The 14,126-nt window shown below is 72.8% G+C and carries 14 protein-coding genes; 10 read left to right on the top strand and 4 right to left on the bottom strand.

Going from position 1 to position 14,126, the window contains the following annotated elements; genetic code table 11:
* Window positions 1–9 precede the first annotated feature (9 nt).
* Genes CCO04_RS08410 through CCO04_RS08385 form a run of 6 tightly spaced genes read left to right on the top strand, consistent with a single transcriptional unit; the run spans window position 10 to window position 5,624 of the window.
* Entirely contained in the window at window positions 10–921 is a 912-nt protein-coding gene (locus tag CCO04_RS08410) for a Rossmann-like and DUF2520 domain-containing protein (RefSeq protein WP_215813633.1), read from the top strand.
* Window positions 918–1,802, top strand: coding sequence for a pantoate--beta-alanine ligase (gene panC / locus CCO04_RS08405; protein ID WP_308281157.1), 885 nt, complete (start codon window positions 918–920; stop codon window positions 1,800–1,802). The genes CCO04_RS08410 and panC overlap by 4 nt, the downstream gene beginning before the upstream one ends.
* A gap of 28 nt (window positions 1,803–1,830) precedes the next feature.
* Window positions 1,831–2,238, top strand: coding sequence for an aspartate 1-decarboxylase (gene panD, locus CCO04_RS08400; RefSeq protein ID WP_252373005.1), 408 nt, complete (start codon window positions 1,831–1,833; stop codon window positions 2,236–2,238).
* Between the two features lie 25 nt (window positions 2,239–2,263).
* A complete protein-coding gene (locus CCO04_RS08395) occupies window positions 2,264–3,934 on the top strand; it encodes an L-aspartate oxidase (protein WP_215813631.1) in 1,671 nt (556 codons plus the stop codon).
* Window positions 3,931–4,845: a carboxylating nicotinate-nucleotide diphosphorylase gene (gene nadC / locus CCO04_RS08390; RefSeq protein ID WP_257753624.1), complete on the top strand. Its 915-nt coding sequence runs from the start codon at window positions 3,931–3,933 to the stop codon at window positions 4,843–4,845. The genes CCO04_RS08395 and nadC overlap by 4 nt, the downstream gene beginning before the upstream one ends.
* A 2-nt stretch (window positions 4,846–4,847) precedes the next feature.
* On the top strand, window positions 4,848–5,624 hold the full coding sequence (locus CCO04_RS08385) for a type III pantothenate kinase (protein ID WP_215813915.1): 777 nt from the start codon (window positions 4,848–4,850) through the stop codon (window positions 5,622–5,624).
* On the opposite strand, the gene CCO04_RS08380 is transcribed toward CCO04_RS08385, so the two are convergent.
* On the bottom strand, window positions 5,621–6,769 hold the full coding sequence (locus CCO04_RS08380) for a hypothetical protein (RefSeq protein WP_215813630.1): 1,149 nt from the start codon (window positions 6,767–6,769) through the stop codon (window positions 5,621–5,623). The two genes, CCO04_RS08385 and CCO04_RS08380, sit on opposite strands and share 4 nt — an antisense overlap.
* Window positions 6,770–6,898: 129 nt before the next feature.
* Here CCO04_RS08380 and CCO04_RS08375 point away from each other — a divergent pair, with 129 nt between their 5' ends.
* Window positions 6,899–7,318, top strand: a complete 420-nt coding sequence (locus tag CCO04_RS08375) for an Lsr2 family protein (RefSeq protein ID WP_374196987.1) — start codon at window positions 6,899–6,901, stop codon at window positions 7,316–7,318.
* 163 nt (window positions 7,319–7,481) lie between these two features.
* The gene (locus CCO04_RS08370; protein ID WP_215813629.1) at window positions 7,482–10,064 is read left to right on the top strand and encodes an ATP-dependent Clp protease ATP-binding subunit; all 2,583 of its coding nucleotides are present in this window, start codon (window positions 7,482–7,484) and stop codon (window positions 10,062–10,064) included.
* A gap of 89 nt (window positions 10,065–10,153) precedes the next feature.
* Here the strand turns inward: CCO04_RS08370 and CCO04_RS08365 are convergent, their stop codons facing one another.
* Entirely contained in the window at window positions 10,154–10,483 is a 330-nt protein-coding gene (locus tag CCO04_RS08365; RefSeq protein ID WP_252372847.1) for a multidrug efflux SMR transporter, read from the bottom strand.
* Between the two features lie 68 nt (window positions 10,484–10,551).
* Between CCO04_RS08365 and CCO04_RS08360 the strand changes: the two genes are divergently transcribed.
* Complete coding sequence (locus CCO04_RS08360; RefSeq protein ID WP_215813628.1) at window positions 10,552–11,160, top strand: TetR/AcrR family transcriptional regulator; 609 nt, start codon at window positions 10,552–10,554, stop codon at window positions 11,158–11,160.
* On the opposite strand, the gene CCO04_RS08355 is transcribed toward CCO04_RS08360, so the two are convergent.
* On the bottom strand, window positions 11,145–12,014 hold the full coding sequence (locus CCO04_RS08355; RefSeq protein WP_215813627.1) for an A/G-specific adenine glycosylase: 870 nt from the start codon (window positions 12,012–12,014) through the stop codon (window positions 11,145–11,147). The two genes, CCO04_RS08360 and CCO04_RS08355, sit on opposite strands and share 16 nt — an antisense overlap.
* Window positions 12,015–12,125: 111 nt before the next feature.
* Between CCO04_RS08355 and CCO04_RS08350 the strand changes: the two genes are divergently transcribed.
* A complete protein-coding gene (locus tag CCO04_RS08350; protein ID WP_215813626.1) occupies window positions 12,126–12,971 on the top strand; it encodes a hypothetical protein in 846 nt (281 codons plus the stop codon).
* 72 nt (window positions 12,972–13,043) lie between these two features.
* Here the strand turns inward: CCO04_RS08350 and disA are convergent, their stop codons facing one another.
* On the bottom strand, window positions 13,044–14,117 hold the full coding sequence (gene disA / locus CCO04_RS08345; protein WP_215813625.1) for a DNA integrity scanning diadenylate cyclase DisA: 1,074 nt from the start codon (window positions 14,115–14,117) through the stop codon (window positions 13,044–13,046).
* Window positions 14,118–14,126 lie beyond the last annotated feature (9 nt).

Genomic DNA, 14,126 nt, shown 5'->3' with positions numbered 1-14,126 from the left:
GGTTCACGAATGTCCCACCTGTTTCGTGTGGGCGTCGTCGGCGCGGGTCGCGTCGGCGCCGTCCTGGCCGCTGGTCTCCAGGCGGCCGGCCACACCATCGTCGCCGCTGCGGGCGAGTCCGACGCCTCGCGGCGCCGGGCGGCCGAGCTGCTGCCGGGCGTCCCGCTCCGCAAGCCGAGCGATGTCGCGCGCGAGTCCGAGCTGCTGCTGCTGACCGTGCCCGACGACATGCTCCCCAACGTGGTCAAGGTGCTCGCCGACAGCGGCGCCCTCCACGCCGGCCAGTACGTCGCGCACACCTCGGGTCGCCACGGCCTCGCCGTGCTCGCGCCGGCCGCCGCCGTCGGCGCCCGGGTGATCGCGCTGCACCCCGCCATGACCTTCACCGGTACGGCGGTCGACCTCGAGCGGCTCCACGGCTGCGTGTTCGGCCTCACCGCCGGCGCCGCGGAGCGCGAGGTCGCCGAGGCGCTCGTCGCCGATCTCGGCGGGCGCGCCACCTGGGTGCCCGAGGAGATGCGCACGCTCTACCACGCGGGTCTCGCCCACGGCGCCAACCACCTCGTGACCCTGGTCAGCGAGGCGATGGGCCTGCTCGCCGCGGCCGGGGTCGACGACCCGGCCGGCACCCTGCGGCCCCTGCTCGACGCGGCGCTCGACAACGCGCTCGCCCACGGCGACGCCGCCCTCACCGGCCCGATCGTGCGCGGCGACGTCCAGACCGTCGCGGCCCACCTCAAGGACATCTCGGCCAACGCGCCCGACACCGTCCCGTCGTACGTCGCGATGGCGTGGGCCACCCTCGACCGCGCCGTCACCGACGGCCGGCTGCTGCCGATCCGCGCCCAGGCGATCGCCACCGTCCTCAGCGCCTACGGCGACCGCCGCTTCGTCAGCCACCCGCGGGTGGAGACGGCGTGACGACGCTGACCACCCCCCCGGCCGTCGCCCGCAGCCGGACCGAGCTGGCCGGCCTGCTCGAGGGCCGTGGTCACGTGGTGCTGGTGCCGACGATGGGCGCGCTCCACGAGGGGCACGCGACGCTCATGCGGATCGCCCGGGAGCGGGCCGGCGCCGAGGGCGTCGTCGTGGTCTCGGTCTTCGTCAACCCGCTGCAGTTCGGTCCCGGCGAGGACCTCGACCGCTACCCGCGCACGTTCGACGCCGACCTGGCGCTCGCGGCCGGCGAGGGTGTCGACGTGGTGTTCGCTCCGGTCGTCGCCGAGATGTACCCCGACGGCGTCCCGCACGAGGGCGTCGCCTCCGAGGCGGTCACCGTGCAGCCCGGACCCCTGGGCGAGGTGCTCGACGGCGCGAGCCGGCCCGGCCACTTCCGCGGCGTGCTGACCGTGGTGGCCAAGCTGTTCGGCCTGGTCCGCCCGGACGTCGCGATCTTCGGCGAGAAGGACTACCAGCAGCTCGCGCTGATCCGCCGGATGGTCGCCGACCTGTGCCTGGGCATCGACGTGGTCGGCGCCCCGACCGACCGGGAGCCCGACGGGCTGGCCCGGTCGAGCCGCAACCGCTACCTCGACGCCGAGCAGCGGCAGCAGGCCGTCGCGCTCAGCCGGGCGCTGCGGGCCGCGCAGGAGCGGGCGCCGTACGGCGTCCCGGCGGCGCGGTGGGCGGCGATGGCCGTGATCAAGAGCGAGCCCGGCGTCGAGCTCGACTACCTGGCGCTGACCACCACCGGTCTGGGTGAGCTGCCCGACTACCCCGAGCCCGGCACCGAGGGCCGGGTCCTCGTCGCCGCCCGGGTCGGCACCACCCGCCTCATCGACAACCTGCCCCTGCAGTTCTGAACCGAGGGAGACTCCCGTGCTGCGCACCATGATGAAGAGCAAGATCCACCGGGCGACCGTGACCCAGGCCGACCTGCACTACGTCGGCTCGGTCACCGTCGACGAGGACCTCCTGGAGGCCGCCGACCTGCTGGCCGGCGAGCTCGTGCACATCGTCGACATCACCAACGGCGCCCGGCTCGAGACCTACACGATCGCCGGCGAGCGCGGCAGCGGCGTGATCGGCATCAACGGCGCCGCCGCCCGGCTCGTCCACCCGGGCGACCTGGTGATCCTCATCGGCTACGGCCAGATGAGCACCGAGGAGGCCAAGGAGTACCAGCCGCACGTGGTCTTCGTCGACGCCGACAACAAGATCATGGCGACCGGCTTCGACCCGGCCGAGACGTTCGGCGACCCGACCCTGTCCCGCGGTGACGTCACCGCGACGCGCTGACGCCGCGGATCAGTAGTCTGCTGGGATGCCTGAACAGCTGCGCCTCCCCGGGCGCCTCACCGCGCCGAGCCCGGGTTGGACCACGCGCGCCGACGTCGTCATCGTCGGCTCCGGCATCGCCGGACTGACCGCCGCGCTCCGGCTGCGCGGCCGGGTCGACAAGATCCTGGTCGTCACCAAGGACGTGCTCAACGCGGGCTCCACCCAGTGGGCCCAGGGTGGCATCGCCGCGGCGCTCGGTCCCGGTGACACCCCGGAGCAGCACGAGGCGGACACGCTCGTCGCGGGCGCCGGGGCGTGCGACCGGGACGCCGTACGCGTGCTGGTCAACGAGGGACCCGAGGCGGTGCGCGAGCTGATCGCGCTCGGCACCAACTTCGACCACACCGACGACGGTGAGCTGTCGCTGACCCGCGAGGGCGGCCACCACCGCGACCGGATCGCCCACGCCGGCGGCGACGCCACCGGAGCCGAGATCCAGCGGGCGCTCATCGCCGCGATCGAGGCGGCCCCGGACATCGAGGTCATCCAGCACGCGCTGGCGGTCGACCTGCTGCTCGGCCCCGACGAGACCGGTACGACGGGCGTGGCCGGCCTGACCCTGCACGTGATCGGCGAGGGCGAGCGCGACGGCGTCGGCGCCGTCCATTGCCGCGCGGTCGTCCTGGCCAGCGGCGGCCTGGGCCAGGTCTTCTCCCAGACCACCAACCCCGCCGTCACCACCGGCGACGGCATGGCGCTCGCGCTGCGCGCCGGCGCCACCCTGCGCGACCTGGAGTTCGTGCAGTTCCACCCGACCGTGATGTACCTCGGCCCGGACTCCCGCGGCCAGCAGCCGCTCATCTCCGAGGCCGTGCGCGGCGAGGGCGCCTTCCTCGTCGACGACGAGGGCAACCGGATCATGCAGGGCGTGCACGAGCTCGCCGACCTGGCCCCGCGCGATGTCGTCGCCAAGACGATCATGAAGCGGATGCTCGAGACCGGCCGCCCCCACATGTGGCTCGACGCGCGCCACCTGGGCGCGGAGTTCTGGGAGCGCCGGTTCCCGACGATCCTCGCCACCGCGCGGTCCTACGGCATCGACCCGGTCACCCAGCTGATCCCGGTCGCGCCGGCCTGCCACTACGCCTCGGGCGGCGTGCGGACCGACCTGCTCGGGCGGACCAGCCTGCCGGGGCTCTACGCGACCGGCGAGGTCGCCTGCTCCGGCGTCCACGGCGCCAACCGGCTGGCGTCCAACTCGCTGCTCGAGGGACTGGTGTTCTCGCGGCGCATCGCCGAGGTGCTGCCCGGCGAGCTGCCGGCCTGGCGCGAGCCCGGCGCGGACCGTCGCACGGCGGGGCTGGTGGCGGGCGACATCCGCCGCGAGCTCCAGGAGACGATGAGCTCGCGGGTCGGCGTGCTGCGCTCGGCGCCCGGACTGGCCGAGGCGGGCGTCGTCCTCGACAAGCTCGCGGGTCACGCCGCCGAGAGCGTCGACCAGGCCTCGTGGGAGGCGACGAACCTGCTCACCATCAGCGCCGCGCTCGCCGGCGCGGCCGCGCTGCGCCAGGAGACCCGTGGCTCGCACTGGCGCGAGGACTTCCCCGAGCGTGACGACGCCCAGTGGGCCGGGCACTTCGACGTGACCATGGACGACGGCGTCACCACGGTCGCCTTCCTCCCCGCCCCGGCGACCGACGGAGACACCCCGTGATCGCGCGCACGCCCTTCGCCGACCTGCCCGGCGTACTCGTCGACGAGATCGCGGCTGCGGGCCTCGACCCCCGGGCGGTCTACGACCACATCGCGCTCGCCTTCGAGGAGGACCTCCCCGGCGGCGTCGACGACGTCACCAGCGACGCGATGCCCGACATGGGGACGGCGGTCGCCGACTTCGCCGCCCGTGAGCCCGGTGTCGTCGCGGGCCTGGCGATCGCCGAGCTCGCCTTCGCCTACGCGCTCGGCGACACCGTCACGATCACCGGACGCGTGCCCGACGGCACCCGGGTGGCGCCCGGCGACGTCGTGCTCACCGTGTCCGGTCCGGTCCGCGGCGTGCTGACCGCCGAGCGGACCGCGCTCAACTTCGCCTCGCACCTCTCCGGCGTCGCGACCGCGACCTCGCGCTGGGTCGACGCCCTGGAGGGCACCCGTGCCCGGGTGCTCGACACCCGCAAGACCCTGCCCGGCTGGCGCGCGCTCCAGAAGTACGCCGTGCGCTGCGGCGGCGGCGTCAACCACCGGTTCAGCCTCGTCGACCGGGCGATGGTCAAGGACAACCACGCCGTCGCCGCGGGCGGCGTCGTCGCGGCCTACGAGGCCGTCCTCGCGAAGCACCCCGGCTTGCGCGTCGAGGTCGAGGTGATGAACCTCGACGAGCTGCGCGCCGTCCTCGCCGCCGGCTGCACCGAGGTGCTGCTCGACAACATGAGCACCGCCGACATGACCGAGGCGGTCCGGATCAACGAGGCCGCGGGCCGGCCCGCGACCCTGGAGGCCTCGGGCGGCCTCACCCTCGGCCGGGCCCGCGAGGTCGCCGAGACCGGCGTCGACTTCATCTCCGTCGGCGCCCTGACCCACTCGGTCGTCGTCTTCGACCTGGGCCTGGACTTCCGGACGGCGTGACCATGCCCCTGCTCGCGGCCGACATCGGCAACGCCCACACCGTCCTCGGCCTCGTCGCCGACGGCGAGGTCGTGGCCGACTGGCGGGTGTCGACCAACGAGCACCGCACGGCCGACGAGTGGGCGGTGCTCATCCGCGGCCTGCTGGGGGCGCGCGCCTCCGAGATCACCGGGGTGGCCGTGTGCGCGACCGTCCCCGCGGTGCTCAACGCGTGGCGCGAGATGCTGCCCTCGCACTTCCCCGACGTACCGCGGGTGATCGTCGAGCCGGGCATCCGGACCGGCGTACCGATCCTCGTCGACAACCCGCGCGAGGTCGGCACCGACCGGATCGTCAACGCGCTCGCGGCCGCGGCGGACTATCCCGTCCCGGCGATCGTCGTCGACTTCGGGGGCACCGCGACGACGTACGACGTGGTGGACGACCAGGGCCGCTACGTCGGTGGCGCGATCACCCCCGGCATCGAGATCTCGCTCGACGCCCTGAGCCGTGGCGGCGCCCAGCTGCGCATGGTCGAGCTGGTCCGCCCGCGCGGCGTGATCGGCAAGAACACCGTCGAGGCGCTCCAGTCCGGCATGGTCTTCGGCGTCGCCAGCCAGGTCGAGGGCATGGTCGAGCGACTGCTCGACGCCCTCGGCTGCCCGGCCGCGGAGGCCTCGGTGATCGCGACCGGATATCTCGCGCCGCTCGTCGTCGACGAGTGCCGCTGCTTCACAGACTCCGCGCCGGCGCTGACCTTGCGCGGGCTGGAGAAGGTGTTCGCGCGCAACCAGCGCTAGCGCTCGCGGCCGCCGCGCAGCCGGCGCATCCCGCGGCGGGCGACGTCGCGCAGCCCGGGCTCGGCCTCGCTCGGCGGAGCCGGCGGCGGCGCCTGTGCGGCGAGGAGCTGCTGGGCGCTCGCGGCGAGCCCGGCCGCGAACCACCCGGCGAATTCCGTGTCGACGCTCGCCGGAGCCTCCGGCGTCTCGGCGACGCCGGGCAGGGCCACGCTGGAGAGCGAGTCGAGGTCGCCGAGCACGGTGACGCCGCTCGCGCGCAGGCGCTCGGCGGCCGACCGCCCGATCTCGTTGGCCCGGGCCACCGCCCAGTCGGGGGTGATCATGCGCGCTTCGCCGGAGGCCGGCGTACGGGCCTTGAGGTGGTCGCGGAAGTGCGCCAGGAAGCGGGCGTAGAGATCAGGCCCCAGGCCCAGCGCCTTGAACTGCGCGTTGAACTGTCGCAGCACCTCGACCTCGGCCGCCGTCAGCGAGCGGTTCTCCTTGGCCTCGCGCGAGGCCAGGGTCTCGGGCCGCAGCCCCAGGATCTCCTCGAAGGCGTGCGGCAGGAACTGGTGGTCGGCCGCGTCGAGCACGACCACGATGACCCGCTCGGGACCCACGTGCGCGGCCCAGCGCCGGGTGAGCTCGTCGTGCGCGTGCCGGACCCAGAACTGCGGCGGCGGGGCCACGGCGGGCGCCTCGTCGAGGACCGAGTGCAGGAAGTCGTCGTACTTGCGCAGGCCGAGGCGCTGGATGCCCTGCTGGTACTGCGACGGCAGGATCTTGGCCAGCGGCCGCAGCGTCACCACGACCCACAGGTCCTCGGCACCGAGCTGGTCGACGACCTGCGCGATCTGGGCGTCCTTGGCGTCGGAGAGGAACTCGCTGCTGTAGATCCGCCGGTCGCCCGACGTCCGCGTCATCTCGCCGACCAGCGCCTCCCAGCGCCCCCGCGCGGCGTCCCGGTCCATGCCGGCCACCAGCCGCCCGGTGATCCAGCGCGCCGCCGCGGCGTCGTGGCGGGTGGGGGAGAGGTAGCGCACCCCTTGCGCCGCCAGGTCCTTGCGCGCCTGGTGCAGCGCACTTTGGAGCGCGGTCGTCCCGGTCTTGTGCGGGCCGATGTGAAGGACCCGCGCGGAGGAAGGGACTTCGGCCGGCGACGACATGCGCGTCATGCTAGCGGTGGTCGAGAACCCCGAATCCGGCGGGGATTTGCCGCCGGCTATTTGCGGACAATTCAACGATGTCAGCGACTCGACAGATATCGGCAGATCATCCCCGATAAACACGCCGCCGTGCATGTCAGCCATTTGATCCGCTATTTTGATTTCGGCGATATTCCGCCGGTCCATCGTGCGAGAGTTGGGGAAAGCATGGCGCAGAAGGTCAATATCATCCTGGTCGACGACATCGACGGGAGCGACGCTTCGCAGACGGTCGCTTTCGGTCTCGACGGGTCCAATTACGAGATCGACCTCAATGACAAGAATGCGAATGCGCTGCGCGAGGCGCTCGCCGCCTATGTCGGCCACGCCCGCAAGGTCGGCCGCGGTGGTGCCGGCGGCGCCAAGCGCGGCCGCGGCGCGGCGGCCGCGGCTGCCGGCGGCGCCTCGGCCAAGGAGGTCCGGGAGTGGGCGCGGGCCAACGGTCACGACGTGCCCGAGCGCGGCCGGATCCCGTCCGACGTCCGTGAGGCGTACGACGCCGCGCACTGAGCGATGACCCCCGGGGGAGGGCGGCGCGGCCGATCTCCCGGGGGTGCTCGGCGGGACCGCGTTCGCTGAGAGCGCACAGGGAACAGGCGCTCACCTGGAACGCGTAGGGTGTGAGCGGGGTTGTAACCCTACGAACAGCCCTGTGACGTGTGAGGAGCGTGCAATGTTCGAGCGGTTCACTGACCGAGCCCGCCGGGTGGTCGTGCTGGCCCAGGAGGAGGCCCGCATGCTCTCCCACAACTACATCGGGACCGAGCACATCCTGCTCGGGCTCATCCACGAGGGAGAGGGCGTCGCCGCCAAGGCGCTGGAGTCGCTCGACATCTCCCTCGAGGCGGTCCGGGCCCAGGTCGAGGAGATCATCGGCCAGGGGCAGCAGGCTCCGTCCGGCCACATCCCCTTCACGCCGCGTGCCAAGAAGGTCCTCGAGCTGTCCCTGCGCGAGGCGCTGCAGCTCGGTCACTCCTACATCGGCACCGAGCACATCCTGCTCGGGCTGATCCGCGAGGGTGAGGGCGTCGCCGCCCAGGTCCTGCAGAAGCTCGGCGCCGACCTCAACCGGGTCCGCCAGCAGGTCATCCAGCTGCTGTCCGGCTTCCAGGGCAAGGAGAGCAGCTCGACCGCGTCGGCTGCCGGTGCCACGAGCGGTGGCGACGCGCCGTCGTCCTCGCTGGTGCTCGACCAGTTCGGTCGCAACCTGACCCAGGACGCCCGCGAGGGCAAGCTCGACCCGATCATCGGTCGCGCCGCGCAGATCGAGCGCGTGATGCAGGTGCTCTCGCGGCGTACCAAGAACAACCCGGTGCTCATCGGTGAGCCCGGCGTCGGCAAGACCTCGATCGTCGAGGGTCTGGCCCAGGACATCGTCAAGGGCAACGTTCCCGAGACGCTCAAGGACAAGCAGATCTACACGCTCGACCTGGGTGCCCTGGTCGCCGGCTCGCGCTACCGCGGTGACTTCGAGGAGCGCCTCAAGAAGGTGCTCAAGGAGATCCGCACGCGCGGCGACATCGTGCTGTTCATCGACGAGATCCACACCCTCGTCGGTGCCGGTGCGGCCGAGGGTGCGATCGACGCCGCGTCGATCCTCAAGCCGATGCTGGCCCGCGGTGAGCTCCAGACCATCGGCGCCACCACGCTCGACGAGTACCGCAAGTACCTCGAGAAGGACGCCGCCCTCGAGCGCCGCTTCCAGCCGATCCAGGTGCCCGAGCCGTCGATCGCCGACACGATCGAGATGCTCAAGGGCATCCGTGACCGCTACGAGGCGCACCACCGGGTGACGATCACCGACGAGGCGCTGGTCTCCGCGGCCACCCTCGCCGACCGCTACATCTCCGACCGGTTCCTGCCGGACAAGGCGATCGACCTCATCGACGAGGCCGGCTCGCGGCTGCGCATCCGCCGGATGACGGCCCCCGCCGACCTGCGCGAGTACGACGACAAGATCGCCGACGTCCGCCAGCGCAAGGAGGCGGCCATCGACGGTCAGGACTTCGAGGCGGCCGCGCGTCTGCGCGACGAGGAGAAGCAGCTGATCCTGGCCAAGTCCGAGCGCGAGAAGCAGTGGCGTGCCGGGGACATGGACGAGGTCGCCGAGGTCGACGAGGAGCTCATCGCCGAGGTCCTCGCCGTCGCGACCGGCATCCCGATCGTCAAGCTCTCCGAGGAGGAGTCCACGCGGCTGCTCAAGATGGAGGACGAGCTGCACAAGCGGGTCATCGGCCAGGAGGAGGCCGTCAAGGCGCTCAGCCGGGCGATCCGTCGTACGCGTGCCGGTCTGAAGGACCCCAAGCGTCCCGGTGGCTCGTTCATCTTCGCCGGCCCCTCCGGTGTCGGAAAGACGTGGCTGTCCAAGACGCTCGCCGAGTTCCTGTTCGGTGACGAGGACGCGCTGATCCAGCTCGACATGTCCGAGTTCGGCGAGAAGCACACCGTCTCGCGGCTCTTCGGTTCGCCGCCGGGATATGTCGGTTACGAGGAGGGCGGTCAGCTCACCGAGAAGGTGCGCCGCAAGCCGTTCTCCGTCGTTCTCTTCGACGAGGTCGAGAAGGCCCACCCCGACATCTTCAACAGCCTGCTGCAGATTCTCGAGGAAGGTCGCCTGACCGACTCGCAGGGTCGGGTCGTGGACTTCAAGAACACCGTGATCATCATGACCACGAACCTCGGCTCGCGCGACATCGGCAAGTCGGTCGGCCTGGGCTTCAGCTCGGGCGACGCCGCCGGCTCCTACGACCGGATGAAGGCGAAGGTCTCCGACGAGCTCAAGCAGCACTTCCGCCCGGAGTTCCTCAACCGGGTCGACGAGATCATCGTCTTCCCGCCGCTGAGCTCCGAGCAGATCGTCGCGATGGTGGACAACATGATCGCCGCCGTCGAGGTCCGGATGAAGGACCGCGACATGCGCCTCGAGCTCACCCAGGCCGCCAAGAACCTGCTCGCCGAGCGGGGCTTCGACCCGGTCCTGGGCGCCCGGCCGCTGCGTCGCACGATCCAGCGCGAGATCGAGGACGTGCTCGCCGAGAAGATGCTCTACGGCGAGGTCGGCCCCGGCCAGATCGTGCTCGTGGACGTCGACGGCGAGGGCCCGACGGCGAGCTTCACCTTCGAGGGGCAGAAGGTCGGGGAGCTCCCCGACATGCCGCCGCTCGAGACGGTCGCCGACAGCGCCGCGGGTGCGGGTGCCGGCGACCTGCCGGAGGACCCCGGTTCCGCCGCCTCCGCCTCGTCCGAGTCGGCCTGAGCCGAACGCTTCCGACCCGGTCCGCCTCGTGCGGGCCGGGTCGTTGCGTTTGTCGGCGGCGTGCGGGAGCGGGCCCGGGCCGGCCCGGATCAGTGCGTGGAGCCGGCCAGGTTGAGCAGGACGACCCCGAGCACGATCAGTGCGAGGGCGCCGGCCTTGAGCGCGTCCAGGCGCTCGTCGAGGAAGAGGACGCCGACGACCGCCATCCCGGCCGTGCCGAGGCCGGCCCACACGGCGTACGCGATGGACACGGGGAGATCCTTGACGACCAGCGCGAGTAGCCAGATCGACAGCGCGTAGCCGCCCAGGACCAGCACCGTCCACAGCGGGTTGCGGAAGCTGTCGGTACGGGGGAGGGCGGCGCTCGCCGCGACCTCCACGCCGATCGCGGTGAGCAGCAGCGACCAGGCGATCACCATGGCTCCTCCTGGGGGGTTATGTAGCAGGTGCCACATCACCCAATGTAGCACCTGCTACATTGGGCCGCATGGTCGACGGAGCCGCAGCGGAGGGCGCGAGCCGGGACCGGCGCGGCGAGCTGGCCGAGGCAGCGACGGACTACGTCCTCGAGCACGGACTGATCGGGCTCAGCCTGCGGCCGCTGGCGGCCGCGCTGGGGACCAGCGACCGGATGCTGCTCTACCACTTCGCCGGCAAGGACGACCTGGTCGCGAGTGTGCTCGGTACGTCCAACGAGCGCTCGATCGCGCACCTGCGGTTGCTGCCGGGGGCGGCGTCGGTACGCGAGGCCGTCCTGGTGCTGTGGGCGGCGTCCACCGAGGGGCAGCTGGAGCGCTGCCAGCGGCTCTACCTGGAGGCGGCGGCGCTCGGGGTGTTCGGGCGGGAGCCGTACGCCGGCATGGTCCGGCGCTCCAACCAGGCCTGGCTGTCGGCGCTCGCCGCGTGGCTCGTCGCCGCGGGCTGTCCCGAGGCGGTCGCGGGCCGGGCGGCGAACCTGCTCGACGTCGCGATGATGGGGATGCTGCTCGACCTGCCGCTGGAGGTCGAGCCGAACGCGGCCCCGCTGGCGCAGTCCGTCGCCGACCTCGCGGACGCGGTGGCCGCGATCGCCGCCGGGACTCAGGGAAGTCGGTAGCGGCCGTCGTCCTGGGCGACGACCAGGCCGTCGGCGATCAGCGAGGCCAGCGCGCGCTCGCGCTGGACGATGTCGTCCCAGGCCGCGTCGAGGCGGTCCCGGGGGACCGGGCCGGGCTCGTCCCGCAGCACGGCGAGGAGCCGGCCGCGGCACTGCCGGTCGGTACCGGCGTAGGTCTGCACGGGGCGCGGCGGTCCGTCGTACGCCGGGGCGCCGGCGGCCTGCCAGGCGCACGTGTCCGTGACGGGGCAGCTCGCGCAGCGGGGGCGGTCCGCGGTGCAGACGAGGGCGCCGAGCTCCATCACCGCGACCGACCAGGTCGCGGCGGTCGGGGCGTCCTCGGGGAGCAGGTCCGCGCCGAGGTCGCGCTCCGCGCGGGTCACCGAGCGCGGCGGGAACTCAACACCGGTCACGGTGCGCGCCAGCACGCGGCGGACGTTGGTGTCGAGCACCACCTGGCGGCGTCCGTAGGCGAAGGCGGCGACCGCGGCCGCCGTGTAGTCCCCGACGCCGGGGAGGGCGAGCAGCGCGTCGTACTCGCTGGGGACCTCGCCGCCGTGGTCCGCGGTGATCGCCGTCGCGGCGGCGTGGAGGCGCAGCGCGCGGCGCGGGTACCCCAGCCGGCCCCAGGCCCGGACCGCCTCGCCCGAGGACTCCGCGGCGAGCGCGGCCGGTGTCGGCCAGCGGGTCAGCCAGGCCTCGTGGATGGGCAGGACGCGGACGACGGGTGTCTGCTGCAGCATGAACTCGCTGACGAGCACGGACCAGGGGGTCGCCTCGGGGCGGCGCCACGGGAGGTCGCGCGCGTGCTCGTCGTACCAGCACAGGATCGGCTCGACCAGGGTGCTCGTCATCGTGGGATCCATCGTGGGAACCATTGTGGCCTGCTGTGATGTGCCGTTCACTCCGGCCCACCTCGGCGGGTCAGCCCGGCGGGCGGCGTCCGGCTGACTACCGTCTGAACCATGTCCTCCCCGCGTCGCCCGAGCCCTGCCGGCGGCCGGAGCACCGCGCGGGGACCGCTCCCGCCGTCGGTGTACTGGCGGCGCCGCGCGTTCGTGCTCGGCGTCGCGTTCGCGCTGGTGTTCATCATCGCGCGCTGGCTCACCGCCGGGAGCGACGGATCATCCGGCGACGCCGACACGGCCGAGCAGGCCGGCAACGGGGTCGCCGCGACCGAGACGGTGACCGCCGGCCAGGACGGCGACAAGAAGGGCGGCAGCGGCAAGGGCGCCGACGAGCCCACCGGCGGTGCGTCCGGTGGCGCGAGCGGCGGTACGCCGACCGGCCCCACCACGCCGACCACCCCCACGCTCGCCCCGCCCCAGGGCAACTGCTCCGCCTCGGACGTCCTGGTCACCCCGTCGGTCGCCGCGGGCGCCGTCGCCGGGCGCGACGTGGCGCTGCAGCTGTCGCTGCAGACCCGGACCGCCGAGGCCTGCACCTGGGAGATCGGCCCGAAGAGCCTGACCGTCCGGATCGGTCAGGGCCGGTCCGGCGTCTGGAGCACCCAGCAGTGCCCGCGCGCGGTACCGCGCCAGTCGGTCGTGGTCCGGCGCCAGGTGGCGACCATCGTCCAGCTGACCTGGGCGGAGACCCGCAAGTCCACCGAGGGCTGCACGGCCGGCGCCGGCTGGGCGATGCCCGGCGACTTCACGATCGCGGCCGCCGCGCTCGGCGGCGAGCCGGCGGAGGCGGAGTTCAGCCTCGGCAAGCCGGTCGCCGCGACGGTTCACGTCACGCCGAGCGACGACGCGACGTCGACGAAGGCGAAGAAGAAGCCGAAGAAGTCCAAGACGCCGGTCAACTAGGCGCCGACCGGCTGGTCACGGCCAAGCCGCGCTGCGGAGCGCGGCGCGGCGCGACCCTGAGCCGGGCTCGGGTCAGACGTAGCGCTCGAGGATGGTCGACTCGGCGAGCCGGCTCAGGCCCTCGCGGACGCTGCGGGCGCGGAGCTCGCCGACCCCCTCGACGGCCTGGAGGTCGTCGATGCCGGCGGAGAGCAGCTTCTGGAGCGTGCCGAAGTGGTCGACCAGGCCCTCGACGACGTTGGCGGGCAGGCGGGGAACCTTGGTGAGCAGGCGGTAGCCGCGCGGGGCGACCGCGCCGTCGAGGTGCTCGCCGGTGCCGATGCCGAGGACCTTGGCGACCGCGGAGGGGTCGACGAGGTCGGTGGCGGAGAGCAGCTCGAGCTTGCCGAGCAGCTCGAGGGGGTCGCGGCTGCGGCGGCGGGACGGGACGTAGTCGCGGATCACGAGCTCGCGCTCGGTGTCGACGCCGGTGACGAGCTCTTCGAGCTGGAGGGCGAGCAGGCGGCCGTCGGTGCCGAGCTCGAGGACGTAGTCCTCGATCTCGCGGGCGATCCGGGTGACCATCTCGAGGCGCTGGGCGACCACGGCGACGTCGCGGACGGTGACCAGGTCCTCGATCTCCAGGGCGGAGAGCGTGCTGGAGACCTCGTCCAGGCGGAGCTTGTAGCGCTCCAGGGTCGCCAGCGCCTGGTTGGCGCGGGAGAGGATCTGGCCGGAGTCCTCGAGCACGTGGCGGGTGTCGCCGACGTACGCCGCGATGATCTGCATCGACTGCGACACCGAGATCACCGGGTGGCCGGTCTGCTTGGCGACGCGGTCGGCCGTGCGGTGCCGGGTACCGGTCTCCTCGGAGGGGATGCTCTGGTCGGGCATCAGGTGGACCGCGGCCCGGACGATCCGGCCGACGCCGGCGTCGACGATGATCGCGCCGTCCATCTTGGCCAGCTCGCGCAGCCCGGTGGCGGTGAACGGGACGTCGAGCTCGAAGCCGCCGGTGCAGAGGCTGTCGACCAGCTTGTCCTTGCCGAGCACGATGAGCGCTCCGGTGCGGCCGCGGAGGATCCGCTCGAGTCCGTCGCGCAGGGGCGTGCCCGGAGCGATCGACGCGAGAGCCTCGCGGAGTCGGGGATCGGCCGACGTGACCACGCGCGCTCC

It is taken from the genome of Pimelobacter sp. 30-1 (genome assembly GCF_018831735.1).
GTDB lineage: Bacteria > Actinomycetota > Actinomycetes > Propionibacteriales > Nocardioidaceae > Nocardioides.
Note: the sequence above shows the minus strand (reverse complement) of the source record. Positions and strands in the feature narration are given on the sequence as shown.